Source organism: Caulobacter segnis, from assembly GCF_023935105.1.
Taxonomy (GTDB): domain Bacteria; phylum Pseudomonadota; class Alphaproteobacteria; order Caulobacterales; family Caulobacteraceae; genus Caulobacter; species Caulobacter segnis_B.
Genome location: NZ_CP096040.1, coordinates 3,241,123 through 3,266,387, shown reverse-complemented (window position 1 = coordinate 3,266,387; position 25,265 = coordinate 3,241,123). Strand labels below are relative to the sequence as shown.

The 25,265-nt window shown below is 67.4% G+C and carries 18 protein-coding genes; 6 read left to right on the top strand and 12 right to left on the bottom strand.

Annotation, left to right across the window (positions count from 1 at the left end; translation table 11 throughout):
- Positions 1-184 precede the first annotated feature (184 nt).
- Genes MZV50_RS15300 through tagH form a run of 3 tightly spaced genes read left to right on the top strand, consistent with a single transcriptional unit; the run spans position 185 to position 4,084 of the window.
- Positions 185-2,149 carry a type VI secretion system Vgr family protein gene (locus tag MZV50_RS15300; protein ID WP_289781868.1) on the top strand — a complete coding sequence of 655 codons (1,965 nt, stop codon included), beginning with the start codon at positions 185-187 and terminating at the stop codon, positions 2,147-2,149.
- A gap of 7 nt (positions 2,150-2,156) precedes the next feature.
- A complete protein-coding gene (locus MZV50_RS15295; RefSeq protein ID WP_252630105.1) occupies positions 2,157-2,714 on the top strand; it encodes a DUF6931 family protein in 558 nt (185 codons plus the stop codon).
- Positions 2,711-4,084 (top strand): type VI secretion system-associated FHA domain protein TagH, encoded by a 1,374-nt coding sequence (gene tagH, locus MZV50_RS15290; protein WP_252630104.1) that lies wholly within the window; start codon positions 2,711-2,713, stop codon positions 4,082-4,084. The genes MZV50_RS15295 and tagH overlap by 4 nt, the downstream gene beginning before the upstream one ends.
- Here tagH and MZV50_RS15285 read toward each other — a convergent pair.
- From MZV50_RS15285 to tssK, 6 genes are read right to left on the bottom strand one after another with little or no spacing between them, the layout of a single operon-like run.
- Positions 4,081-4,821, bottom strand: a complete 741-nt coding sequence (locus tag MZV50_RS15285) for a PP2C family protein-serine/threonine phosphatase (RefSeq protein ID WP_252630101.1) — start codon at positions 4,819-4,821, stop codon at positions 4,081-4,083. The two genes, tagH and MZV50_RS15285, sit on opposite strands and share 4 nt — an antisense overlap.
- Positions 4,822-4,830: 9 nt before the next feature.
- Positions 4,831-5,361: a type VI secretion system-associated protein TagF gene (gene tagF / locus MZV50_RS15280; RefSeq protein ID WP_252630099.1), complete on the bottom strand. Its 531-nt coding sequence runs from the start codon at positions 5,359-5,361 to the stop codon at positions 4,831-4,833.
- The gene (locus tag MZV50_RS15275) at positions 5,358-5,924 is read right to left on the bottom strand and encodes a type VI secretion IcmF C-terminal domain-containing protein (RefSeq protein ID WP_252635250.1); all 567 of its coding nucleotides are present in this window, start codon (positions 5,922-5,924) and stop codon (positions 5,358-5,360) included. Before MZV50_RS15275 ends, tagF begins: the two co-directional genes overlap by 4 nt.
- Positions 5,903-8,794 (bottom strand): type VI secretion system membrane subunit TssM, encoded by a 2,892-nt coding sequence (gene tssM / locus MZV50_RS15270; RefSeq protein WP_252630097.1) that lies wholly within the window; start codon positions 8,792-8,794, stop codon positions 5,903-5,905. The genes MZV50_RS15275 and tssM overlap by 22 nt, the downstream gene beginning before the upstream one ends.
- Positions 8,791-10,176: a type IVB secretion system protein IcmH/DotU gene (gene icmH / locus MZV50_RS15265; RefSeq protein ID WP_252630096.1), complete on the bottom strand. Its 1,386-nt coding sequence runs from the start codon at positions 10,174-10,176 to the stop codon at positions 8,791-8,793. The genes tssM and icmH overlap by 4 nt, the downstream gene beginning before the upstream one ends.
- Complete coding sequence (gene tssK, locus MZV50_RS15260; RefSeq protein ID WP_252630094.1) at positions 10,173-11,516, bottom strand: type VI secretion system baseplate subunit TssK; 1,344 nt, start codon at positions 11,514-11,516, stop codon at positions 10,173-10,175. The genes icmH and tssK overlap by 4 nt, the downstream gene beginning before the upstream one ends.
- A gap of 137 nt (positions 11,517-11,653) precedes the next feature.
- Between tssK and MZV50_RS15255 the strand changes: the two genes are divergently transcribed.
- The 3 genes from MZV50_RS15255 (at position 11,654) to MZV50_RS15245 (ending at position 14,347) form a co-directional block, all read left to right on the top strand.
- Positions 11,654-12,994: a M23 family metallopeptidase gene (locus tag MZV50_RS15255; RefSeq protein ID WP_252630092.1), complete on the top strand. Its 1,341-nt coding sequence runs from the start codon at positions 11,654-11,656 to the stop codon at positions 12,992-12,994.
- Positions 12,995-13,178: 184 nt separating this feature from the next.
- On the top strand, positions 13,179-13,796 hold the full coding sequence (locus MZV50_RS15250; RefSeq protein WP_252630091.1) for a thioesterase domain-containing protein: 618 nt from the start codon (positions 13,179-13,181) through the stop codon (positions 13,794-13,796).
- Positions 13,797-13,828: 32 nt separating this feature from the next.
- On the top strand, positions 13,829-14,347 hold the full coding sequence (locus MZV50_RS15245; protein ID WP_252630090.1) for a hypothetical protein: 519 nt from the start codon (positions 13,829-13,831) through the stop codon (positions 14,345-14,347).
- A 45-nt stretch (positions 14,348-14,392) separates the two neighbouring features.
- On the opposite strand, the gene MZV50_RS15240 is transcribed toward MZV50_RS15245, so the two are convergent.
- From MZV50_RS15240 to MZV50_RS15215, 6 genes are all read right to left on the bottom strand, one after another.
- A complete protein-coding gene (locus MZV50_RS15240) occupies positions 14,393-14,938 on the bottom strand; it encodes a hypothetical protein (protein ID WP_252630088.1) in 546 nt (181 codons plus the stop codon).
- A 90-nt stretch (positions 14,939-15,028) separates the two neighbouring features.
- Positions 15,029-15,370: a hypothetical protein gene (locus tag MZV50_RS15235; RefSeq protein WP_252630086.1), complete on the bottom strand. Its 342-nt coding sequence runs from the start codon at positions 15,368-15,370 to the stop codon at positions 15,029-15,031.
- Positions 15,371-15,378: 8 nt separating this feature from the next.
- Entirely contained in the window at positions 15,379-19,764 is a 4,386-nt protein-coding gene (locus MZV50_RS15230) for an RHS repeat-associated core domain-containing protein (RefSeq protein ID WP_252630085.1), read from the bottom strand.
- A 17-nt stretch (positions 19,765-19,781) separates the two neighbouring features.
- Positions 19,782-20,213, bottom strand: a complete 432-nt coding sequence (locus MZV50_RS15225) for a DcrB-related protein (protein ID WP_252630083.1) — start codon at positions 20,211-20,213, stop codon at positions 19,782-19,784.
- Positions 20,214-20,443: 230 nt separating this feature from the next.
- On the bottom strand, positions 20,444-22,366 hold the full coding sequence (locus MZV50_RS15220) for a M61 family metallopeptidase (RefSeq protein ID WP_252630082.1): 1,923 nt from the start codon (positions 22,364-22,366) through the stop codon (positions 20,444-20,446).
- A 56-nt stretch (positions 22,367-22,422) separates the two neighbouring features.
- Positions 22,423-25,212, bottom strand: a complete 2,790-nt coding sequence (locus MZV50_RS15215; protein ID WP_252630081.1) for a TonB-dependent receptor plug domain-containing protein — start codon at positions 25,210-25,212, stop codon at positions 22,423-22,425.
- Between the last annotated feature and the right edge of the window lie 53 nt (positions 25,213-25,265).

Here is a 25,265-nt window from a genome sequence, read left to right as displayed (position 1 = left end):
GTTGTTCCAAGCCCAGACGTCCTCAACCTCGATTTGAGAGGGCGCGGCGTCGACGGGCAGCGGGGAGTGTGGCCAAAGAAACGGATTTGGCAAGTGCATCCGATTGAGATTTGATATTTACCGGCTACACCTAGCGGCATAACCACGGCAATCGTATGGTAAAGCTTAGTAACGGGAGCGATTAATGGATCGGCAGGCGGCCATTTCTGTCTCGCTTGGTACGGCTAAGCTTAACCTTGAACGTTTCGAGTGCCTTGAGCGCTTGAGCGAGCCGTTCACAATTATTGCGGAAGGTTTTTCGGTCGACGAAATCGACTTCCTGCCCCATGTCGGCAAGCCGGTCTCGTTCGACGTTGGCGACGAGATGGATCACGTCCGCTACTTCCATGGGTTGTTGACGGACGCCGTCCTGACCAAGGTCGACATCAGCGGCGCGCACTACCGGCTGACGGTGAAGCCGTGGTTCGCCTTGCTGGACCAGAACCGGAACTACCGGATCTTCCAGGATAAAAGCATCATCGACATCGCCAAGCAGGTCTTCGCCGATGTCGGAATGAAAGATGTTGAGTTCGACAAGATCACGGCGTCGTACAAGCCGCGCGAGTACTGCGTCCAGTACAAGGAAAGCGACTTCAATTTCCTGTCGCGCCTGTTCGAGGATGAGGGCGTCTACTACTATTTCCGGCACGAGGAGGCGGCCCACAAGCTGGTGCTCTGCGACGGCAAGTCCGCGCACAAGCCGGCGCCCGGTTACGAGAGCATCCGCTTCCTGCCCGTATCGGGAGACGAGGCGACCACGCCCGACACCCTGTCGGAGTGGAACGAGCGCATCAGCTCGGTCAGCCAGGCCAAGGTGACCCTGCGGAGCTTCGATTTCACCAAGCCTCAGAACCCCGTCGAGGCCGTGGCCAACAGCGCCGAGCAACATCCCGGCGACGCGCTGGAGGTGTACGAGTATCTCGGCGACTTCACCGAACAGGCCGACGGTGAGGCGCGCGGCAAGTCGCGTCTCGCCGCCAGCCGCGCGCCGCGCCGGCTCTACACCGGAAGCGGCGATGTGCTGGGCCTGGCCTGCGGCGGCCTATTCACGCTGACCGAGGCGGGGGTGGAGCGGTTCAACCAAGAGTACCTGATCACCGGTCTCAACCACGTGATCGAAGCGGAAAGCCACCGCAGCGGCGACGACCGCCAGGCGCGGCGGGTCAACGTCATCGCCATTCCGAGCGAGACTCTGTTCCGGCCGCAGCTGACGGCCGCCAAGCCGGTGTCCACCGGGGTCGAGACCGCGACCGTCACGGGACCGCCCGGCGAGGTGATCTATGTCGACGAATGGGGCCGGGTGAAGGTCCGGTTCCACTGGGATCGCTCCCCCGACCAGCCGGGCAAGACTTCGTGCTGGATGCGGGTCTCGCACCATGCCGCCGGCGAGGGCTTCGGCAATGTCGACCACCCGCGGGTCGGACAGGAGGTGATCGTCGATTTCCTGAACGGCGATCCGGACCGCCCGATCATTACCGGCCGCGTCTACAACGGCCAGCGCAAGCACGCCTACGACCTGCCGGTCCAGAAGACCCGGTCGTTGTGGAAGAGCCAGACCGTCGGCCGCCTGGGCGACTATGCCGGGGCTGAGAAGACGCCGCCCCCGAACAGCATCGGGTTCAACGAGATCCGACTGGAGGACAAGGGCGGGTCCGAGGAAATCTACATCCACGCCCAGCGCGAGATGGTGCGCGAGGTCCTGCTGGATGACAAGCTGACCGTCCAGCGCGACCGCGCCACGCGAGTGGGGCGCGACCGGGTGACGGCGGTCAAGCGGAACGAGACGACGACCATTGAGACCGGCGACCAGACCCACGAGGTCAGCAAGGGGAAGCGGACCACGACCGTCGAGCAGAACGACGCCACGACGATCCGCTCGGGCGACTACTCGGTGACGGTCAGCAAGGGCAAGGTGACCATCGAGGCCGCCCAGAGCATTACGCTGCGGGTTGGCAAGAGCTCCATCACCATGGACCCGACCCGCATCATCCTGGATTCGCTGACGATCGTCAGCAACGCCACGGCCACGAACCGGGTCCACGGAACCATGACCGAAATCGACGGCACGACCCTGACCACGGTCACCGGCGGCGCCGTCAAGATCAACTAGGACCCGCATGAAACGCTGGAAACAGGTGCGTTGGACCGAGGCCGGCCAAATCACCGCGATCCTGGGCTGGCCACAATCCGAGCACGACCGCGATCCGCCGGAAGCCGTCTTCGACCGTTTGCGGCGGGAGGGCAAGGACGACGATGCGGCCTTGTTCCTGGGCCAGGCCCTGCCGCGTTACGAGGTCGTGGCCTGGGCTGCCCAGGCCGTGCGTGACATGTCTCCGCCGGACCTGAAGCCGCGTGACGCCGAGGCCCTCGAGGCCTCGCTGCAGTGGCTGCGCGATCCCAACGACACGCGTCGGCGCGCGGCGTTCGATGCGGCCTTGGCGGCCAGCGACACCAGCTCCCAGCGGATGTGCGCCCTGGCGGTGTTCTTCTCCGGTGGCTCGCTGGCCCCGCCAGACCTTGAGCCGCTGCCGGCGCCTAAGGCGGCGGCGGGCTCCTTCGCGGCCAGCGCCGTGCTGACGGCGGCCACCGACAGCGGCCGGCGACAGGAGGGCTTGCGCGCGGCCCTCGCGCTAGGCGACGCTCTGGCCGTCGGTAGCGAAGACGGATGTCCATGACCCTCGTCCTCACCATCAAGTCCTTGGATCGGCTCGACAACGGCGAATCGGCGCATCTGGCGCTGGATCGTCATGGCGCGCGCATCGGCCGCTCGCCGCACATGGACTGGTGCCTGCCGGATCCGCGCAGCTACATCTCCTCCTCGCACTGCGAGATCGAATATCACGACGGCGTCTACGTGCTGGTCGACCACAGCACCAACGGGACCTTCGTCAATCGCTCGACCGCGCGGCTATCCTCGCCGCACCGCATCGGCGACGGCGACGTGATCCTGATCGGGCACTACGAGATCGAGGCGCGGCTGGATCAGGCCGTGGCCAACGACGTGGCGCGCGATCCCCTGGCCTGGAGCGGCTGGGACAGTCACGGGGGCCGTGAAGTCGTGGGCGATCCCGGTCGCTGGGACCAACCCGCGCCCAGGGCCGCGGTCACGGGGCAGGGCGCCGCTGCTGGCGCTTGGGCGCCGCCGCGCGTCCAGGCTGAACCGCAGCCGGCCTCCGCCTGGGCGGCCGAGCAGCCGCGCGCGCCCGCGCCTTCGGCCTGGTCCAGCGAGCCATCAGCGCCGGCCGCGCCGACGGCCGACGACGTCTGGGGACGGCTGGCGGCGACCAACGAGGTGGACTGGGATCGCGGCTTCGCGCCCGCACCGCCGACCACGGCGCCGGCCTGGGACCGCCAGGCGACAGCCCCCTCCGCGCCAGCCCAACCGCGCATCGCCCCGGCGCCGAGCCCGACGCCGGCGATGCAGCCGGCGGCCGGAAGCAGCGCCGACTGGAACGCATTCCTGGGCGGGGCCGGTCTGGAGGCTCAAGATTTCCGTGAATCTCCACAACAGGTGCTGGCGACGGCCGGCGGACTGTTGCGGCGACTGATGGGCGGTCTGGTCGTCATGCTTGAGGCCCGCGCGCGGGCGAAGGCCCAGTTGGGCGCCCAGGGCACGGCCCTGGAGTTCGACGGCAATAATCCGCTGAAGTTCACGCGCTCGGCCGATCGCGCGCTGGCCCAGATGCTGAACCGCCCGGATCGCGGCTTCATGTCTTCGGACCGAGCCGTCGAGGACGCGTTCCGCGATCTTCAGGCCCATCAGATGGCGACGCTCTCGGCCATGCAGGGCGCGCTGGCCGCGACGCTGGATCGCTTTTCGCCGTCGGCCATCCGGGGGCGGGCCGAGAACAAGGGATTGCTGGCCAAGATCCTGCCTGGGGCGCGGGATGCGGCGCTATGGCAGGCCTACGAGCGCGAGTTCGAAGGGGTCACGCACGGATCGGACGAGGCCTTCATGGAGGTCTTCGCCAAGGAATTCCGCGACGCCTACGAGCGGATCGCCGCCGACATGAAGGCCAAGGCCAAGTCTTCTTCCCGAGGTTAGGCCAAGACGAGCAGGGTGGTCTCGTCGCAGGCCACCACGGCCACGCTGACATTGTCCGGAGCGCCGCGTTCAAGGCAGGTGGCCACCAGGGTGTCGACCATGGCGCCGGGATTGCCGCGCGTCAGGATCGCCGCCAGTTCGTCATCCGGTATCACACGGGTCAGGCCGTCGCTGCAGACGAGGAAGACGTCGCCGACCCTGGCCTCATCCGAAACCGCGTCCAGTTCCAAGCGCGGCCCGACGCCGACGGCGCGCGACAGCACGTGGGCCATGGGGTGGTTCTCCGCCTCTTGGGGCGTCAGGCGCCCGGCGGCGACCATCTCCTGGACCTGGGAGTGGTCGACTGTCAGCTGGTAGAGTTCGCCACCACGGAGCAGATAACAGCGGCTGTCGCCCGCCCAGAAGACGGCGAAACGCCGGCCACGCAACAGCAGCACCACCACCGTCGAGCCCATGGGCTGACCGCCGGCCTTGAGCCAGATGCGTTCGTTGGCCTTGTGCACCGCCGCGGCCGCCGCTTCCGAAGCCGCGTCGAAATCGGCGGGCAAGACGGTCGCTTCCAGCGCGTTGACGATCGTTCTCGACGACCACTTGCCGTTGGCGTGGCCGCCCATGCCATCGGCCACGACCCACAGGCCTTCCTCTGGGCGCGCGAGGACGTGGTCCTCGTTGTCGCTGCGCACCCGGCCTGGATGGGTGAGAATGGCGTCGCGGACCCGCAGGTTTCCATCGTCCATGACAGCTCCTTATATCGTCAAGGCCCGGGTGATTAGGTCGGCGGGCGGTTGGCCGGCGGAGATATCGAAGGGCGAAATCGGCCGCCAGAAGCGTCCATGCGCGTCCGGGTCGCCTTCTGATTCCAGAGTTTGAAAGACATCCTGCGCTTTGGCTAGCATCACGTCGATGTCCGCGCCCGCTTCGAACGCGTGATAGATCTCGTTCTCCGCCGCTTCGGCGATCCGCTCGCGCGCCGAAGGGGCCGCGTCGGTGCGGAGACCCAACACGACAATGAAACGCCGCCCGGCCGCATCGATCGACGCGGTTAGGGCGCCGGTGTTCCAGCCGCCGCCGAAGGCGCCTGGGCCGAACGCGAAGCGCACCGGTGGGGCGGTGTCGTGCCGCGCCTCGAATGTGTCGCCAAGATCGGCGCGCGCCGCCTCCAGGCCGGCGCTCGACCAGGCGTCCCAGGCCTCGCGCTCGTCGGCCGCCAGGCCACGCGAGACGAAATCGCCGTGCGCTGGCAGCTTGCCGAACGCGAAGACGCGGGGCGCGGTCACAGCTTCCCGGGGCATCGGAATGACCACAGGCCGCCGCGTCCGAACGGGTTCTTGTCCGACGGCAGACTGACCTTCAGCGAGAAGTATTGCGAGCCCTGGCCAAAGGTGGCCTTGAGCGTCGCCGGGCCGGCATTTTCCTTCTGGGCCGCGTCCATCAGGTGGAACAGGGCCCAGGGGCCCTGGGCTTCGAAGCGCCGCACTTCCTTGCCGCCGGAATAGAGCACGAGGCGCGCTTCTGGCAGGCTGGAGATCGACCACATCACCGGCTTGGCCCCGACGGTGCTGGGCTCGAAACGATAGGTGGTCCCGGCGGCCGAAAACTCCGCGGCGGTGACGGCGCCGCCAAAGCCCGCCGCCTCGACCTTGAGCGGCAAACCCGAGGTGAGGAGATCGCGAACCTGCGCGGCCTTCTGGAACTGCTCGGCGCTGGCCGGGTCGAAGGTGGCGGCGATCGGGTCCTCGGTCCGCCAACGCCATACGGGTCCCGACGTGACCAGCAGGGGCTGAAGGCGGTCGCGCACCAGGCTGTCGAACTGACCGTTCAGGCCGAAGACCTGCAGCATCTCGCCCGTCGTGCCGTCGTTGCGCGCCGCGCCATAGAACGGGTAGCGGTTCTCGCTGACGCTTCGGCAGGCGCTGGCCAGGCTGGTGGCGTATTCCTGGGCGATGGCGTTTTGGGCCGACGACACCGCCGCGCCCTTGCCCGTTTGCGTGGCCTCGGTGACGAAGCCCTGCAGCTGCGGCGGCGCGACCACGCCGGCGGTGGCGACCTGACCCAGAGCAGAGGCGAGCTCGCCTTGCGCCGAGACGCCGCCCAAACCGCCCCCGCCACGCCCGCGGCCATATTGGCCGACGCCGCCTGCTTCACAGCAGCGAGGAATTCGTCGATCGGCGCGGCGCCCTTGCCGTCGCCGACATAGTCCGCCAGCGGACGGAAATAGCCGGTGATGGTCTTGCCGGCGTCGACGCCGCCCGTCTCCAGCACCGTGGCGCCGACGATCTTGGCGGCCGCTTTCAGCTTGCTCGGCGCGCGGACCGACGGCGGCTTTCCGAACGTGGTGTTCTTGCGCACCTCCAGCAGCAGCACCTTCAAGGGCGAGGGCGTGCGTGTGAAAGCCCCGAGGGCGGCGGGGTTGGAGAAGTAGTCGGCCGGCTTGAGGCCCTGCACGACGCCGTCCCAGGCGGCGATATATTCCTTGGCGTAAAGGGCGGCCACGCCGGGCCTGACTTGGGTGATCTGGCTACGGATCGCCGCCTTGTTGGCGTCGCCGCCCATGACCCAGAGGTCCTTTTCAAGGTCCGCGGCGACGGTCTGCAGACCCGGCTGATAGGCGCGTTCGAAACCCGCTCGGGTGAAGAAGTAGGGAACGCTGGCCTGCAGGACCGAGTCTCCATTGAGGAAGGCCTGTCGGTCGCCGCTGGCCAGCACGGTGTCGGCGCGCCAGTCGGGCTGGTCGCTGGCCGACGCCTTTTGGCGCAGAATGGCGTAGGCCCGGTCAGCGAGGGACAGGGTTTGGATCGACGCGCGCGTCGACTCGATCAGCGCTCCGTCGAGCGGCGCCTCGCGCCCCGGCCATACCCGGCCCAGCTGGGGATCGGCCAACATGGCGTCCAGGTGCGAAGCCAGCTCGGCGCGCACCTCGGCTCGGTCGTCGCCGGGCAGTACGGTCTCGCTCCAGTCCTCGGTCACCCACGCCTTGACGGCCTTGGCGTCGAGCGGACCCAGCCCGCCCAGCATGAGGTAGACCTTCAGTGGCTCATAGACCTTGAGCGGCTCCCGGGCATGCTCTTGCATATAGTGCTCAAGGCGCAGGAGCAGGCGCGGCAGCAGAATACGCTGCAGCGAGTCGAGATAGGCCTGCTTGGCCGCCTTGGCGTGGCCGCCCTGGAAGAGGCCCCAGCGCGCCATCAGGGGAGGACCGCCCTTGGCCTGGTCGCCGTAACCCCGCGGCAGTTGGCGCAGAGCCCGGATCAGCGACAGGGCCTGCTCGAGATCTGGATCGCTGTCGCGCACCTCCACGAGGTCGATCCCCGTTTCTCGTACCTCGGCGCTGATGTTCTGCGCGCCCGACAGCAAGCGGTCCTGCAGGGCGCGGTTGCGCGCATAGCTGACGGTCCAGAGCGACAGGATCACCACGGAGGTCACGGCGATCGCGCTGATCCCGCCGATCAGGGCCGCGCGCCGACGCGCCCGCGCACGCGGCGAGGCTTGCACCAGCCCGGCCTCGGCGAAGATCACCTCCTTGAGCAGGCGATTGAGGAAATAGGCTCGCCCCGCCTGGCCGGCCTGGGACACGGTGGGCGCGTCATAGACGGCCGCGACGCCGTCGAGAATCCGATCCAACGGCGCCCCTTCCTGGACGCCGCTCGTGAAGTAGAAGCCGCGCATCTTGGCCGGCGTGTCCTGCTCGGCCACCAGAGCGCCGTCGAGAAAGCGCGCGAGGCGTGCACGAAGCGACGCCACCTGGGCCGGAAAGCCGAGAATGAGGCTGCGCCGATGCGGGTCGGTTTCCTCCTGCAGGCGCTTGGCGACACGGTCGGAGAGCGCTTGGACGATGGCGTCGAACTCGGCCAGCAGACCTTGCAGGTCGTAGGCCTGATCCAGCGGCAGACTTGCGCCGAGCACGGCGCGGCGGCCTTCGACGTCCAGGTCCTCGAAGAACTCGCCAAAGCCCGCCAGCAGGTCGGCCTTGGTGAAGAGCACATAGACCGGCGCGGAGACCTCCAGAACGCGACGCAGCTCGTCCAGGCGACGGCGGACAGCCAAGGCGTGATCGTCCAGCCCCGCCCGGTCGGCGTGCAGAATCTCGTCCAGGCCGATAGCCACCAGAACGCCGTTGATCGGTTGCAGCGGTCGGGTTCGGCGCAGGATTGCGAGGAAACTCTCCCAGCCCTTCTGGTCGACGGCGGCGTCGGAAGTCTGGGTGGTGTAGCGGCCGGCGGTGTCCACCAGCACGGCCTCGTCGGCGAACCAGAAGTCCAGGTTGCGCGTGCCGCCGACGCCCTTGAGCGCCGCATCGGCGAACGGAAACCGCACGCCCGACTTCAGCAGGGCGGTCGTCTTGCCGGCCCCGGGCGGCCCGATGATCAGGTACCAGGGGCGGGCGTAGAGGTAGTCGCGCTGACTGCCGGCCGCCGTCTTCAGCTTGGCCAGGGCCGCGCGCATACGGCCGGACAGGGCCTCGGCCTCCACGTCGCCGGGAGAGGGAGCGGAGAGTTCGGCCACGATCGCCGCCGATGCCTTGCGAGCGTGCAGGATGCGCAGCGTGGCGAAGAGGCCCCAGACGGCGACGACGACCACGGCCAGCAACAACCGCACCCACCAGGGCCGCAGGAATGGCACCAGCAGGGGCAGGACCAGGACCAGCAGGATGAGGGTGAGGATCGCGGCCAGGCCGGTCAGCAACCACCAGTTCAGGAAAAAACGCTTCATGGCGCCTGTTCACCGCGCGGAATGACGACTTCAACCCGGCGGTTCAGCGCCTTGCCGGCCGCCGTGGCGTTGGAGGCGATCGGCTGGCTGTCGCCGAAGCCTTCGGTGCTGACGCGCGCCTTGTCGCTCAGCTGGTCTCGAACAATGCGGGCGGCGGCTTCGGCGCGCGCCTTCGACAGGGCGAAGTTGTCCGGGAAGGTGATGCTGGCCAGACGGTCGGTGTCGGCGTGTCCCTCCACGCGCACCGCGCCGCGCTCGGGCTCGATGGCCGCGCCGATCCGCGCGAAGAGCTTGTCGGCGTTGGGCTCGAGCTTGTCGGAGCCCGACTTGAACAGTGCGCCGATCGTCGTGCGCACGCGGATGGACTGGCTGTCCTGTTCGACCGCGACGAGATGCTGGGCGATCTCGGGCGCCAGGAAGGTTCGGATTCGCTCGAGTTGCGTGCTGGTCTGGGCAGGGGGCGACGCGGCCAGACGCGACATGCGCAAAGGCTGGTCGGGATTGATGGCCTTCAAGGCGGCCAGGGACGGCTGCCCGGTCTGGATCAGCATGACGCGGAGGAGGATGAAGGCCGCCAGCAGCACGCCCAGGGCGATCGCGCCCGCCAGGGCCAGGCTGGCCCAGAAGCTCACCCGGGCGGCGGGCGTCGGGTGACCGCGCCAGCGCGGGGTTAGCTCTGTCTGCGACAGGCCGCGCGTGTGGTCCAGGGCGGCGTAGGCGCTGGTCATGATTTCGTGCAACTGGCGCTTGCCGTCCGGAGAGACGCGGTAGCGGCCTTCGAAACCGGCCGCGAGGCAGGCGTGATAGAGCTCGATCAGGTCGGCGAACTGGCTTGGGCGGGCAAGCATGTCCTCTAGCAGGCGCCAGAAGCGGTCTCCGCCGATGTTCTCGTTGAAGGCCTGGACGACGAGGCTGCGGCGCGCCCACTCCGCGCCGTCGGCCGCCTGGCCGGGCAGGTTCTGGGCGACGTCGTCGACGGTGGCGCTGACGGCATACAGAGCGCGCTGCCGGGTCTCGGCGTCGTAGTTCGCCGCGTGAAGCGCCTTGTCGAAGGCCGCCACGCCGGCCGAAGCGCTCCGGTGCAGCTCCGGCAGGTCGATCCGCACGCGTCCGGAACGCACGCCGATGATCAGGGATAGCACGGGCGCGGCCGCCAGCATCATCGGGTTTCGCGCCCGCGCGGCCGTCGGCGGAAGAGGAATGTCGTCGTCGCTGGCGGCTTGGCGGCGCCGAGCCGCGGCGGGCGCGGATGGGATATTTCCGGCATAGCCCGGTGTGAACGACGGGGAAGGCGGCGCGCCCGCCGCCGCGCGCAGGCCCTGCAGAGGCGAGGGGCGGAACACGGTCTTGTTCGGGTTCTCGGGATCCTCGTCGCCGTTCATCGGCCGGTCCCCTTGACGCACCAGAGTTCAAGCTTCAACTCGGGCCAGTCGCCGGCGACGTGCAGACCTAGGGCGGCGGCGCTGGCGAAGTCGCGCCAGTCGGGCGCGGAGCGATCCAGTTCGAAATAGACGTAGCCCGGGATGACCCGAAGCTGAGGCGGCGGCGTCGGCGTGTGACGGAGCGGGACGCCGGGCAGGGCGGAGTCGACGATCTCGCGCATCTTCTGAACCGCGCCGATCTTGGCCACCGACGGAAAACGGCCGCGGATGTCATCCAGGGACGCACGGGCGTTCACGGCGAGGTAGAAGTAGCCGTTCTTGTAAAGATTATGGTCGGTGATCCGCGAGGTGTAGGCGCCCAGGCCGGCCATCTGCAGCGGAAGCTGGATCGCCGAGCGATCGAACACCGCCGAGAGCGCCGATTGCAGGACCTCGAAGACCGGTTCGAAGGTCGGCTGCAACTTTTCGTGGACGTAGTCGGGAAATGGCGGCGGTCGGCGATCGGGCCGGGTCAGCGTGGCCAATTCGCCGGCCATGCCCAGGAAGGTTTCGTAAAGACGCTCGGGATGCACGCCGGGCAGGGCGGCCAGATGACGCAATTGCGGCGTCCAGCGATTCAACGCCTGCAGAAGGAGGAAGCTGGCGAAGGTCTCGGCGCCGCCATCGGTGGCCTCGACCGCGCGCAACGCCAGTTCGTCGATGCGCTGGGATGCCCGACCGATGATGTCCGTCAGAAAGCCCGAGAGGCGACGACTGGCCTGGATGTCGAGCGCCGGAGGGATGTAGCGCTCGTCGAACACCAGCCCGCCGTTGTGCGCCTCGCGGATGCGCGCCAATCCCAACAGGACACGGCCATAGGTCTGGTCCTGGGTCACCCCGAAGGCGAGGTTGGGTCGGGCGACCTCGATCGGCTCCTGCCCGCGTTCCTCGGAGAAAGCGTCGGTGACGTCCTCTTCGTCGACCAGGTAGCGCACGGCGGCCGTGTCGCGCTCCTCGCGTCCCTTGAACTCGACGGCGCCGGCCTGGCGGGCGGGGAGGGTCAGGTAGACGACGACATCCCGGGCGTCGGCGGGGATGTCGAGCGGCGGTGGCGGCGGCAGGTCACCCGGAATCGAGAAGGGCAGTCCATCCGGCAACACGCCCGACATTGATTCGACCGCGAACTTGCCCAATGCCGCCAGGTCCGCGTTGATCTTGAGTTGCGATACGCCCCAGGGATAGGGACGCAGGCCGCTGGCCCGGGCTGTAATCAGCGCCTCCAGATAGCGATCCTGCTGTTGGAAGTGCTGTTGTCGAAGGAAAAGACCCTCGCGCCACGCGACGCGGCTGTCGCTCTGCATACGCTTCCCTCGTTCCCCTGGGGGTTGCACTTAAACACTAGTCGATAGAGCTACGGAAGTCGGATTTCCGGCATTTTGGCGCTGGTTCGACCGTCACCCATAGCTATGCTTTGGGAAACGCAAGCAAAGGCAAGCGGATGCATCGCCGTTCCGACGATGAAGTTTCCTTCGATCCCCGTAGCTGGGTGAGAAAGACTTCTTCCCCCGCCAAAACCGCCGCCGAACAGTCAAGCTTGTCACGGTCAAGCTCGGCCTTGCGTCGTCGTAATCTCGTCATGTTGGGCGCGGTGGCGCTCTTGGCGGCGGGCTTGGTGGTAGGATGGATGGCGTGGCGAGCGCCCGTGAAGTCGTCGCGGCCGGCCCCCGCCGCTGGGCCCGCGCGCGTCGAAGGCCTGCGCCGGACCTTCGTGATCGACCGTGTCCAGGATCTGGCGGCCGCGCTGGTCGCCGAGGGCGTGACCATGGAGCGAGCGGTTCGGCTGGGGTTGGCGGCTAACGAAAAGCTGAACGCCGCGCCCGGCGAGCTTCGCGTGGCGTTGCGCTTCCGCCCGGGTCAGGCCGGTGTCGTGGACAGCATCGAGCTGCGTCGTGCCGACGGTTCCGGCCTGCTGTTGAGGGGTGACGGCGCGAGCGGCGTGGAAGCAAAGCCCCTGGCGTCGGATCGCGTCGTCGCGGTCAAGGTGGTGCGGGGCGAGATGGACGCCAACAGTTTCTATTCGTCCGCCGTGGCGGCTGGCGTCAGGGACTCGTTGATCGATGATTTCGCCGCCGCGTTCGCGTTCGACTTCGACTTCCAGCGGGAAATCAAGCCGGGCGACATCTTCGAGGCCGCGTTCGAGCGCCAGATGGACGGCGAGGGGGGCGTGGCCGGCAGCGAGCGGCTCGTCTACGTGTCGCTGCAGACGGGGGCGAAATCCCGCGCCCTCTATGCCTTTCAGCCGTCCGGTGACGCTCAGCCCAGTTGGTTCGACGGCAATGGCGTCAGCGTCGTGCGCGGGTTGATGCGCACGCCGGTCAACGGCGCGCGCATCACCTCCAGTTTCGGGCCGCGCCTTCATCCGGTGCTGGGCTATACCCGCCTTCACAAGGGGACGGACTTCGCCGTCCCGATTGGCACCGCCGTCCTGGCCTCCGGCGATGGGGTGGTCGAGTTCGTCGGCGTCCACGGCGGGCACGGCAACTTCGTGCGGATTCGGCACAAGGCGGATCTGGAGACGGCCTACGCCCACCTTTCGCGGTTCGCGCCCGGTGTCGTCGTCGGAGCGACGGTGCGCCAGGGCCAGCCGATCGCGTTTTCTGGCAATACCGGCCTCTCGTCAGGGCCGCATCTTCACTACGAGGTGATCGTCGGCGGCGCCCAGGTCGACCCCATGAGTTTCCAGCTCAATCAGGGGCGAACCCTCAATGGTCAAGCTTTGGAGGCGTTCCGCCACGAGCGTGACAGGATTGATGCCCTTAGGGCGGCGCAGAACGGATAAGTCTTACAAAGGTTCCGAAGCATTTGGCGGTTTTAAAGGTCAAGCTTTGCTTTAAAATGATCTGACATCATCGGCTTGAACTGTAAGAGGTTTTCTCAAAATACAACAAAAGGTGGTTGATCTGTATTGAGTGTGCTGAGTGCTAGCGCTAGGCTCCCGCGACCTCTGGCCAGCGAGAGAGAGTATGATCGTCATCATCGATGGAACCGGACCGAGCGACGACAAGGAGTATGCGAAAGAAATGGGGAACTCCTTCCCCAGTCAGATAGCCAAGCAAGTTGTTGGAAGTACTTACTTTCGAGGACCTTCGCTGACCGGTAGCGAGGTCTCTCAGATCGCTGACCGCGCCGTTGGGGCCGCGCAAGGCTCCGGTCCCATCATGCTGGTCGGCTACAGCCGCGGAGGCTGTACGGCGATCATCACGGCCAAGCGGCTCAAGGCGCAGGGCAAGCGCGTCAAGGCGATGTTCCTGTTCGACGCCGTCGACATGCAGACCAGCGAGCTTGGCCTGTCCCAGACCATTCCCGACAATGTGGATTTCGTCGCCCACGCGCGCACGGCCAGAAGCCTGGGTTTCTGGATCCGCAACCCTGTGAAGTCGCGGTTCTACTTCTACAACACGGGTCGCTGGCTCGACGGCCACGGCATCTTGGAGGAGAAGAAGTTCACTGGCACGCACGGGGCCGCCGGGGGCGTGCCTTGGGCCGACGTCGTCGGTGACCGCGCCTGCGCCTTGGCCGTCGCCGAGTGGATGAATGGCCAGCTCAAGTCGCAGGGCGTCAACGCCACGCTGAAGGCCTGATCCGTCAAGTCGCTTCTCCAAAGAGGTGTTCCTTGAGTCCCTTCGACATCAGCGTTCAGGAAGCCCAGTCGTTCGAAGGCGGGTTCTTCCGGTTCACCACGATCGGCGGGCCGATCCGCCTGGTCAGATTCAGTGACTCCAGTCGGGGCGCGAACGGGCGCCTCGGCCGCTTCTGGCTTTATGGCAGCGAGGTCGCCGAGATCCTGTCCGCCGGCCCGTCGGGCAAGCACCTCGTCAAGGAGGTGAGCCAGAGATGGGCCGTCTGCGACGACTGGGGCGACAAGGGCCTGGTCTGGTTCATGGACGTGCCGCGTGGCCAGGCTATCCCCGCCTGCTGGGGCGCGACCAAGTTCCAGCCCAAGGTGTCGGCCGCCGAGCAGGATCGCGGCGGGCGCGTCACGCGGCGATCCTACGCGGGCGGCTCCATCCAGCTGATCATCCCGGTCAGCGATACCGGCCGGAATCCTGATCCGTGGCTGACGTCGCTGATTTCGGGGCCGGTCGCGAGCGACAAGCTGGTGACGTCCGCCGACCGCTACCTGGCGGCGTAAAATGGAGGACGGCGGACGGTCGAACCGCCGCCTTGCCCACCAGTTTCAGGCTCGCCAGGTGTTGTTGGCGGCGCTGACGTCGTCGTCCAGATAGGCCTGGAGATAGGCGGCCAGGTCGCGATAACGGGACTCGCCGTTAGCGTCGTAGACCCAGAGCTCCGGCTCGGGCTTGTAGTCCACCCACAGAAGATAGACCTTCTCGTAGGTGTAGTCGCTGCCGGCGAACAGCGAGAGGCGCTCGGGTCCGAACAGGCTGGAGGCTTCGTTCGCCCAATTCTCCATGCCGGCGACCTGTTGCTCCCGGACGCCCTCCAGAAGCGGATCGGCCGCCGTCTTCTCGTCGGACCAGAGCGCCTCCATGTCGACGGTCGAAAGCCAGTGGCCGTGAGCGGCGATCGTCCAGCGGCCACAGATCTCGAACCGCTCCCGCAGCATAGGGCTGTAAGGACGATTGACCCACGGCGCCATCGTCGGAACGCCTTGTCCCATCGGTTCGGGCGGCCACAGCTTCGGGGCCATGCCTTCGACGGGCTCGCCCCAGAGCTCCACGGTCTTGGCGAAAGTGGCTTCGATCAGGTCTTTGATCAGCATGACCTTGTCTCGATCGGTTGGGCGGCATGAGACCTCAATGGATGAAAGGTCGGCCATGCTGTCACTGACTTTAAGTCGCAACCGGAGCGCTCAATGGCTGCGGCGCGGGGCTGACTCACCCAGCTTCTGCAACGCCTGATCGGCCATTTCCGACCAAGGCGATGGATCGTGATCGCGATGCCAGCTCAGATATTCGACCGGGTTGGTGCGCCAGAAAGGTTCGTCGGCGGGCGGAGGAATATTGTCGTCATTGTAGCCGAAGACCATGTCGTACTGCGTCCGGCCCATGGCCATTATGGCCTCCGCCTCCGCCTTGGAGATGCGGAACTCGCGCCACTTCGGCCCCAGCGCCCCATCGTCGCTCTGCTGGAAATACGTGTTGCCCCGCCGCAGCAGCAGTGCGCCCTGCCAGGTGCCGAGATATTCCACCATGTTCCGTCCTAAGGTGAATGCGGGATCGGGATGACCTTGATATCGCTGAGCGGCGTCTGGTTGATGACCGCCTCGCGCACGCCGCCGCTTGTCACGCCGCCAGGAATCCAATGCTCGTTCGCGCCAGGCTCGTTGCCCGTCGGCATGCGCAATCCTTGCGGATTGTCGATCGCGATGAGCTGCGGCTTATCACCGAGATAGCCGTTGTCGAGCCCCAACTCCTGTTCCAGTTTTCGGGGATCTCCGCCGGTCCGCTTGATGACCGCGTCCGCATCGGACCGCGACATGACGTAGTGCCCTTGCGGCGGGCCCACGGGGCGCGTCGGCGCGCTTGGGACGATCTTAGCCGCACCATTGCGGAACGGCGCCAGATGCGCGTCGATCTGCCCGGCTGACATATAGGTCTTCGGATCGGGGCGCCAGGGATGGAAGCGCCCTGTTTCCACCTCGCGAAGCCTGCCCGCCTTCCAATCAAACTTGCACGGCGTCAAGCCCAGCGGGTCGATCCAGCTGGTCGGGTCGGGGACATAGGCATAGGGGTTGGGGCCGCCCACCAGGCCGATCGGATCGGGGGAGACGTATCGGGCGACGTGGGGGTCGTAGTAGCGAAAGCGGTTGTAGTGCAGGCCGGTTTCCGCGTCGGCATACTGGCCCTGGAAGCGGATGGGGTTGTCCACCTCCGACTCCGCCTCGCGCGCCACCGCGCCCCATACCGTGAAGTCGCGCCGCCAAGTGACCTCGCCATTGTCGTTGGTCAGCTCTTGCGGCGTGCCCGCCACGTCCAGCTGGAAGTGATGAAGCTCCGCAGTCTCGTCCGGCGCGCGCCGCCGCGCCAGGGCCAACGGCTTGAAGGCGCCGGGTTCATGCAGATAGAGGGTCGACAGTGGATCGGGAGCGCCCGCCGCGCTTTCGGCCAGAAGCACGTCGCCATCCCAGTAGAACACCGTCCGCGCGACATTCGGCTCTGGAGCCGGCGCGCCAGGCTCGGCGTTGGCGGCGTTCGGCGGCGCTTCGCGCGTCTCCTTCCAGGCGCGCCGGCCCAGGGCGTCGTAGCCGAACCGCGTTACCCGCAGGCCTCGGCGCGAGCGCTCCGCCACCTCCGAGAGCCGTCCCGTCCCGTCATAGGCGTAACGCAGCTCACGTCCGTCTCCGGCTCCGCGCAGCTCGCGGACCCGCCGCCCGTTGGCGTCGTACTCGAAGCGCCGGTCGCCCCAGACCCGCAAGCGATCGCCGCTGGCGACACCTTCGACACCGCCTGGCCCCACTGGCAGCATGTTGCCGGAAGGATCAGCGACGAAGGCCTCCGGTGTCGCTCCCTCCACCCCAACCAGCCGGGCGTTGCTGTCGTGGCGATAGCGCTTTTCGCCCCGCGCCAGGTCGCTGAGCGCCACGAGTTGGCCGTGGAGATCATAGGCGTAGCGACGCTCGATCACCGGCGTCGCGTGGCCTCGGCGTTGGGCGTGCTGGCGCACGAGGAAGCCAGCGGAATCGTGTTCGCTAGCGGTTTCCAGCGCCCCAGCGCGCCGGAGCACCTCGCGGCCGGCCTGGTCGCGCTGCACGGCGGCCACCACGCGGCCGTCCAGAGACACCGCGGTGAAACCGTCGCCAGCGTCATAGACGACCGCCACCTCGCGTCCGTCCGGCAGCCGCGTGGCGGTGCGCCGCCCCCGGCCGTCGTAGCGGTGGACAAGGGCAAGGTCGTCCTGACGTTCGCTGATCAGTTGTCCGGCCGCGTCATAAGCCAGGCGAACCGAACGCTCCGGCGAGACCGCCGACAGCAGGCGCCCGGCCGCGTCCCAGGCGAAGCGGTGGCGCTGGCCGTCGGGGTAGTTGACCAGGATCACCCGGCCAGCCTCGTCGAGATGGAAGCGCGTGGCGCCGGCCGCATCGCGGCGCTCGACCATCAGGTCGCTGGCGTCCCAGGCATAGCGAATCTCGCGTCCGTCGAACCCGGTCTCGCGCACCACCCGCCCGGCGGGATCTGTGTCGAAGCGATGGACCTCGCCCTTGGCGTTGGTAAGGCTGACCAGCCTCAGCACGCCGTCATAACCGTAGCGCAGCGTATCGCCGGAGGGCTCGGTGCGCGCGATCGGGACCGGCAGGCCGGCATACTCCCAGCGGGTCGTCCGTCCGCCTGGATCGACATGCTCTACGACATTGTCCTCGGCGTCGTAGGCCAGACGCACTCGCACCCCGTCGCGGGCGCGGGTGATGGTCAGGATGTTGCCGTTCTCGTCGCGCTCATAACGCGTGGTCTGGCCGTCGACCGTGACGGCGCGCGGCCGGCCGAGGGCGTCGTGGCGCAGCTCGCGGCCGCGGCCACGGCCGTCGGTCTCCCAGGCCAAGAGGCCTTGCTCGTCCCAGCCGAAACGGCGGAGCACGCCCTCGTCGTCGCGGATCGCCAGCGGCAGGCCGCGCTCGTCTCGCAGGAACCTGGTTTCGCGCCCGAGGGGATCGATCGCCGAGATCAGTTGGCCGCGATGATCGTAGGCGTAGCGGTTGACGCCGCCGGAGCGCGTGGTCGCGAAAAGCGGCAGGCCGAGGCTGGGCGAGTCCAGCGACGCGGCGTCGAGCGCAGCCTCGAAACCGGCCTCGGTCGAGGCCCCGTCCGGCCCTGTCTGGCGCACGAGACGGTTCAGATCGTCATAGGCGAAGGTGGAGGCGCGCCCTTCGCCATCCTTGTACTCCAGCAGGGCGCCGGTCTCGGACCAGAGCCAATGCTGCTCGTGTCCCAGCGGATCGCGTTCCAGCACCACCAGGCCAATGCGGTTGTAGGCGTAGAGCGTCTCCGCGCCCTGGTCGTCGGCGACCACGGTGACATGGTCGTCGGGGCGGTAGTCGAACCGGCAGTGGTAGAGGTTGTTGTCGCCCCAGGTCTCGACGCAGCGGGCGCGACGGCCCAAGGCCAGGTTGTCCCAGCGGAAGTAGAACCGGAATCCGCCGCGCCTTTGCTCCTCGACGATCAGATGCTGGGCGTGACGGTAGGTCGCCGAGGCCCCGCGGGCGTCGGTCGCCTCCACGAGGTCGCCGTCGGCGCCATAGGCGTAGGACACCAGACGCCGCCAGACGCCAGGCTCGTCGGGATGCGGGCCGTCAACGCCGACGATCCGTCCGGCTTCGTCGCTGGCGACCCGCAGCCGCCGTCCGCCGGCGTCGATCAGGGCCAGGATCCGCCCGACCTCGTCCCGCTCGATCCGGATCTGGTTTCCGGCCCCGTCGCGCACGACCGCCAGGCGGTGAACGCCGTCGGGGTGGCGTTGGAACAGATGGTTCAGGCCGTCATAGCTTCCGAGCCGATAGCTGTCCGCCTGGGCGTGCAACACCAGCTGTTCGGCCAGGTTGACCATAGGCTCGCCCGGCCTGGGGATCGGGAAGAAGGTCAGGCGACCATCGTCGAGGCGCGCGCGCACGAGGCCCTCGCGCGGCAGGACCTCCAGCGCCATGTCGAACGGGTGCGACCAGCCCCAGCCGAGATCGCCGTTGACGTTCGAGGCGGAGTTCCAGCGCCGCGTCCAGGTCAGGGGCAGGGGACCGGGCAGTTCGAAGTCGGTGTATTCGACGATCAGCTCGCCGGTCGCCACGTCGACCGGATGGCCACGAAGGCTGCGGATCGCGTTGCGAGCGCCGGGCACGCCGGCCAATTCGCCGATCGTCTCGCCGGCAATGCGGCCCTTCTCGCCCCAGAAGGCCTCGCCGATCGCCCCGCCGATCATCTTGCCGGCGGCGCTGGTCACCACCGCCAGCCCGACCTCGCCGACAAAGGCGGCGACCGCGGCCAGGCCGCCCAGCGCCGCGCCGAGCAGGCCCGCGCCCAAGGCCACGCCGCCGCCGATGATCATCATCCACTTGGCGGTGGCGCTCATCCATTCGGGGATTTCGGGGCTGATCGGCAGGAAGGTGCCCGGCTCGGCGCCGATGAAGACGTTGGGCGAGCCGGCGGCGATCGTCCCGTCGCACTCGGTCTTGTCGCCCTTGCGGGCCGCCGGCAGGCTGTTGATGCCGACGGTCTTGCTGCCCTGGGCGATCCGCTTCGGGACCTGGCCGTGCTTGATGCAGGCGACAATGTCCCGGACGCCGCGCGCGGCGGGGATGCCATTGACGAAGACGTTCAGGGAGCCGGTGATGATGGGGCCGCTCGGCACGCTCATCAGCCCGCCCAGTACGCCGCCGGCCATGGCTCCCGCGCCGACCCCCGCGACTATGCCTCCCAAGGCGGCCACCGCGGCGACCCCCGCGCAAAGAGAGAGGCCGCCGGTGAACGGCGCGGCCACGACGGCGCCGAGCAGGGCCACGCCCACCGCCAAGCCGACGGCCGCGCCGATCAGAAAGCCCAGCATCGCATTGGAATGCTCGATCTGATCGCCCACGCGGGCGGCGGCAAGCGCGGCTTCCATCGCTTAGAACTCCAAGCCTACAACCACTTGAAGCCGCTCAGCATGTCCAGGAACAGCGGGTCGACGGCCTCGAACTCGCTGTCCAGCGCCGTGTTCACCAGCGTGATCAGCCTGCCGTCGTCGAGCGGCACGTAGATTTGGCGCTGGCGCAAGAGGCCCGAACCGGCGTCCCACCGGAACAGGATCTCCAGGCCGCGGCGGCCGTCGATGAGCACCTCGCGCCGGCCAATCAGACTGAACTTCTTGGCCTGGCGGGCCAGGTCCGCTGCCTGCGCGTCAACAAACGCCTCGATGGTCTTGTCGGTCGGAAGTCGGTCGTAGGTGGCCAGGATGTTGGGAACCACCGCCTGTCCGGGACGAGGCTGGCTGGACCAGGCGATCACCCGGCGGTCCTTCCAGTCGTCCGGCACCAAAAACGAGAACTCAGCGGTCCGGCAGTCCTGGGCCATGTCACCTCCAGATTGTGGGCAATACAACGTGTAGTTTGTCTTTTTGGCGGCAGCTGCACCGTTGAAACGGCGCAGGTGGACGGTGGATCCACAGCTTTGGATTTTTGCCGCGCGACGACTGGAGCGGAGGCGGCGGCCAGCCATCAACGTACGCCAGCCCTGAAATGGGATGGTGGACCTGGCGGTCTCGTCCAGTCTGACATGGCCGCGTTGCCCGCCGCGTGCGTCGCCTATCGGGCCGAGAGAATCTGCTCAAGCCGGTCGGGAGTCTGCGTCAGACGCTTCAGGCGCGGATATCTCGGACCGCCGTGATAGGGGACCCGAACGACGCGGACCTGGTCGTCGGCCTTCACACCGAGCGTGATCGGGGGCGAGCCTGGCTTGGCGGCCGCGATGATCGCGGCGTTCAGGGCCTCGGGAGTGTAGGGCTTGCCGGCGACCCTGACGATCCGGGTTCCGGCGATGACGCCGGCCCGGAAGAGCGGACCGTCCCAGAGCGTTTCCTTGACCGCGCCGTCCCGGCCGATCTCCGCGCCCAGCGAGAAGGTCAACAGGCTGACCTCGGCGTCGTTCTCATAGGCGGTGACATAGGCCGACGGCCGCGTCTCGAAGACCAGGCCCCAACCCGAACGCGCCAGGCCGTCGAGCGGCGCGCGATCGTGGGCGTCGAGGCGGGCATTGAGGAAACTGGCCCAGTCGTAGGGCGTCACCGCGTTCAAGGCGGCGACGACATCCTCGAAGTCGTAGGTCGAAACGCTCATGTCGCCGTCGTCCACGCCGAAGAAGGCGCGGGCGAAATCGTCCAGCGATCTGGCGCCATGGGTGCGCTCGCGGATCAGGGTGTCGACGTCCAGCCACAGCAGCTGGCCCTCTTCGTAGTAGTCGAGCGACCGCAGCCAGCTGGTGGAGCCCGTGCCGCCCGCCGAGTTCATGATGTAGGCGTTCGTCGTGTCCCGCAGACTGCGCCAGCTGCGGCCCGGCGTGGCTTGGGCATTGGCCGCGATCAGGGCCAGGCGCTGGCGCATCTGCTCGGGCGAATAGAGACCCGACCGCGTCGCTAGCGTGTCGCCGTAGTATTCGGTCAGGCCCTCATAGACCCAGAGCAGGCTGTTGCGCATCGGCGTCGTGTAGTCCGGCGTCCACAGGTCGGCCGGACGCCGGTGCTTGCCGTTCCAGGCGTGTACATATTCGTGGGCCAGGATGTCGCGGCCGCTGAAGGCGGTCTCCCAGGCCGTGAAATAGCCCGCCGAGCTGTAGCCGTTCTCGCTGGACCGCTGATGCTCGGCGCCCAGATAGCCTACCGTGGGGTTCAGGCTGAGCAGGAAGTCGTAGTGGTCGAAGTTGCGCGCTCCGCCGAACAGCTTGTCGGTTTGCTGGATCAGGCGGCGATGGACCTCGATCTGGGCCGGGGTCGCCTTCAGGTCCTTGGGATCGTCCGCGAAAACGTTCAGGCGCACTGGCCGCGGCGATCCCGGAGCGAGGTCGAAGCTCGCCTTGTGGCGGCCGGCATAGACCGGGGAATCCATCAAGGTTTCGAAGCTGGTGGCGGCGAAGCGCGTGGTCGCGCCGGTGGTCTCCGCGCCGTCCAGGGCGGTGGCGAGGCTCCAGCCCGCCGGGACGGTCAGGGTCGGGCGGACGCGAATGCGGCCGACCTCGTAGCCGGCCGGATAGAGGGCGACGGCCGTCCATTTCAGCAGCACCAGATTGGGTGTCACCGCGATCCGCACAGGGCCGCCGGGCTGGGCCGTGGGCTGTTCCAGCTGGATGGTGAGGGATTGGACCCCAGCCGGGACATCGACGTGGAAGGCCGTCATCTCGACCGGGTCGCGCCGCCAGGCCAGGCGGCGGCCGTCGTCGGTGGTGATCGAAAAGCCGCTCATCAGCACGATCTGGGCGCTGGGCGAATGCTCCCCGGGGATCCATTTGGGCAACGAGAGCACTAGGGAGCCAGGCGTCACCGGAAGGATCTCGGTGACCCGGAACACCTTGCGCGTCGTATCGCTGACATCGACCTTGAGCTCGATGACGCCCGGATAATCGATGGCCCGCGCCGCGGGGATCGGCGGTGTCGGCGCGGCAGGCTTGGGACCGGCCAGTGCGACCGATGCGGTCGTCAGGACCAGACACAGGGCCAAGGTCAGCCTGGGCGTCATGCGGATCTCCTCGCGGGAAGTGGCGGAGCGGTCGCGCGGACCGCTCCGCCCATGCCTTACAGGCCGCTGGCGCCGCCGAACTTGTGCGTCAGCTGCAGGTAGTAGCTGCGTCCCGTCGAGGAGAACCACGAGGTGTCGTAGTATGGATAGCCCGAGTAGGTCGGATCGCGCGGCGGGTTCTTGTCCAGCAGGTTGTCGACGGCCAGGCTCACGCGCGTGCGGTCGTTGATCTCGTACTGGGCCGTGGCGTTGAACATGTAGGTCGCCTTGGTCCAGCCGTCCTCGTTGTAGTTGGGGATCCGGTCCAGGCGCTGACCGTGCAGGCCGATGCTGAGCGCGCCGAGCGTCCAGTTGATCGCCGCGCTGCTCTTGGTGCGCGGGATGTCGTAGCCGCTGTCGAAGGCCAGCTGGTTCTCGACCGGATCGCCGGGGTATTGGCGGCTGGTGTGGTTATGCACCCAGGTATGGGCGAGGCTGAAGTTGAACGTCCCCAGGCTGTCGGTCGGCCAGCGATAGTGGGCCGCCACGTCGATGCCGGTGGTGCGCTCGGTGGCGACGTTGATCGGATTGATCGTCACGGTGCTGATCGCGCCCGGATTGATGGCGGCGGTCAGCGGGTTGCGTTTCACACGCGCCAGGGCGTCGACGCAGGTCGGCGAGGCGGCGCTGACGGCGGTCCCGGCCGAAGTCTTGCCGATCCGGCAGTCGGCTTCCTGGCGCAGGACGCTGTCCAGGCTCATGTCGAGCACGGCGTTGTCCAACTGGACGCGGAAGTAGTCCACCGAGATGTCGAAGTTGCGGACGGGCGACCAGACCGCGCCGTAATTGAACGACTTCGAGGTCTCGGGCTTGAGCTTGGCGTTGCCCAGGCGAACCTTGACCAGACCTTCGTCGGCATAGCTGCAGTCGCCGATGTCCTCGTCCGGCTCCTCGCTGCGGCAGCGGTAGTAGTCGGTGCCCGAGGGGTGGCTGATGCCTTCCCTGGCGAACACGTAGTGCAGGTCCGGGGCGCGGAAGCCGGTGCCGTAGGCGGCGCGCAACAGCAGGGTCTTCACCGGCCGCCACTCGAGGCCGCCGTTGTAGGTGAACTTGTCGATCGTGTTGCCGCCGTACTTGTAACCGTCATAGCGACCTGCGGTCGAAAGCTCGAGACTGCGCAGCAGCGGAACCCGGAACTCGTAGCCGACGCCCCAGCGATCGCGAGATCCTGAACCGTCGGCGTCCCGCAGACCGTAATAGTAGTTTACGGTGGCCAGCGGATCGAGGCCCAGCCTGTAGGACTGGTGGCCATATTCGGCGACCGCCGCGAAGCCCACCGGGCCGGCCGGCAAGCTGAAGAGATCGGCCTTGTTGACCTGGAACGACACGCCCTGCTGGCGCGCGATCGGCCTGTAGGTCGTTCGCGCCGTGATCGCGTTGAGCTGCGCCGTGGTCAGGGGCGTGTAGAGGCGTGCCGGATCGGCGTTGAAGATGGGATAGCCGCTATCGGCGTCGACGCCCAGTTGCTGGCCCAGGAAGAAGGCGGTGGCCTTCGAGGTGACGACCTTGGGCCAGCTGATCGAAGACTTGTACTGGCTGAAGTTGTAGAAGGCCTCGTACTCCCAGCCGCCGCCCAGCGAGCCCTTCACCCCTGGCGTGATACTGAGGGTGCGCGAGACGTTCTTGATGAAGCCCTTGTTCAGCCCGCCCATTTCCTCGGGCGTGAAGTTGCGGTGCCAGAGATCCAGCGCGCCGGTGAACTGGTTGTAGAAGATCCCGTCCTCGCTGCCGTTGGCGTCCTGGTACTCCCAGTTCAGGACGTCCTGGAATTGTCGCGTGCGACTGTAGCCGGCTGAGATGTCGGCGAAGAACGAGAGGTTGTCGCGCGGTGCGTAGTTCAGCGAGGCGACCACATTGGCGCTCTTTCGCTCGCTGACGATCGTGCCATAGCCGATCGAGCTGTAGCTGCCGCAATAGTAGCCGGGATCGCCATCGAGGCCCCAGCCAGGGCGGCTCACATATTCGATCGATCCGCCGTTCAGTTTCGAGAGCGTCTTGCAGGTGCTCGCGCCGGGATCGACATAGACGTCTTCCGACGGATCCATGCGCAGGAAGTCGCGCCGTGCGATGGCCGTGCGGCTGCTGGGGCTGTCCTTGGTGCTGTCCTGGATGTCGCGCTCGTAAGCCCACATCGGGCGCTGGTTGACGAACTCGCCGCCGATCACGAGATCGAAGTCGCCCTTGGAATAGCCGCTGGAGACGTTCACCCGCTGGCTGGCGCCGCCGCCGTGCTCGTATCCGCCGAACGTCACGTCCACCGTCGTGCCGTCGACCTTTTTCTTCAGGTTGAAGTTCACCACGCCCGAGATGGCGTCAGAGCCGTAGACGGCCGAGGCGCTGCCGCTCAGGACCTCGATGCGGTCGATCATGCCTAGCGGGATCGACGAGGTGTCGGTGAAGGCGCTCTTGCCATTGTAGGGCAGGGGGAAGTCGGCGATGCGGCGACCATTGACCAGCACCAGCGTGTGGTTGGGGCCCAGGCCGCGCAGATCGACCTGCTGGGCGCCAGGGGTCCAGTCCATGCCGCTGGACGACTGCTGGGTCTGGGTTTCGCCGCCGTTCTGGGTCAGGGCGCGCATGACGTCCGGGACGCTGTTGAAGCCGGCGGCCTTGATGTTGTCGCTGGTAATGACGGTGACGGGGGCGGGGCCTTCGGTCGCGATGCGGGGGATGCGCGAGCCGGTGATCACCAGCGTATCGACGGCGTCGTCGCTGGTGGTTGGCGTCGTCTGCGCGGCGGCCTGGCCGACGATCAGAAGGCCGGCCGCGCCAGCCAGCGCGCTGGCGCGAAGAAGATGCGTCTTCATCGTTATCCCCCTTTTTTGTTGCGCCGAGGTCCTGCCTCTAGGGCTCGAACCTC

Coding starts and splice junctions, on each gene's coding strand:
- tssM (WP_252630097.1), bottom strand. CDS start 8,794: ATGAAGCGTTTTTTCCTGAACTGGTGGTTGCTGACCGGCCTGGCCGCG.
- MZV50_RS15275 (WP_252635250.1), bottom strand. CDS start 5,924: ATGCTGCAGGTCTTCGGCCTGAACGGTCAGTTCGACAGCCTGGTGCGC.
- icmH (WP_252630096.1), bottom strand. CDS start 10,176: ATGAACGGCGACGAGGATCCCGAGAACCCGAACAAGACCGTGTTCCGC.
- MZV50_RS15295 (WP_252630105.1), top strand. CDS start 2,157: ATGAAACGCTGGAAACAGGTGCGTTGGACCGAGGCCGGCCAAATCACC.
- MZV50_RS15250 (WP_252630091.1), top strand. CDS start 13,179: ATGATCGTCATCATCGATGGAACCGGACCGAGCGACGACAAGGAGTAT.
- tagH (WP_252630104.1), top strand. CDS start 2,711: ATGACCCTCGTCCTCACCATCAAGTCCTTGGATCGGCTCGACAACGGC.
- MZV50_RS15220 (WP_252630082.1), bottom strand. CDS start 22,366: ATGACGCCCAGGCTGACCTTGGCCCTGTGTCTGGTCCTGACGACCGCA.
- MZV50_RS15230 (WP_252630085.1), bottom strand. CDS start 19,764: ATGGAAGCCGCGCTTGCCGCCGCCCGCGTGGGCGATCAGATCGAGCAT.
- tssK (WP_252630094.1), bottom strand. CDS start 11,516: ATGCAGAGCGACAGCCGCGTCGCGTGGCGCGAGGGTCTTTTCCTTCGA.
- MZV50_RS15215 (WP_252630081.1), bottom strand. CDS start 25,212: ATGAAGACGCATCTTCTTCGCGCCAGCGCGCTGGCTGGCGCGGCCGGC.
- MZV50_RS15240 (WP_252630088.1), bottom strand. CDS start 14,938: ATGCTGATCAAAGACCTGATCGAAGCCACTTTCGCCAAGACCGTGGAG.
- MZV50_RS15285 (WP_252630101.1), bottom strand. CDS start 4,821: ATGGACGATGGAAACCTGCGGGTCCGCGACGCCATTCTCACCCATCCA.
- MZV50_RS15255 (WP_252630092.1), top strand. CDS start 11,654: ATGCATCGCCGTTCCGACGATGAAGTTTCCTTCGATCCCCGTAGCTGG.
- MZV50_RS15300 (WP_289781868.1), top strand. CDS start 185: ATGGATCGGCAGGCGGCCATTTCTGTCTCGCTTGGTACGGCTAAGCTT.
- MZV50_RS15235 (WP_252630086.1), bottom strand. CDS start 15,370: ATGGTGGAATATCTCGGCACCTGGCAGGGCGCACTGCTGCTGCGGCGG.
- MZV50_RS15225 (WP_252630083.1), bottom strand. CDS start 20,213: ATGGCCCAGGACTGCCGGACCGCTGAGTTCTCGTTTTTGGTGCCGGAC.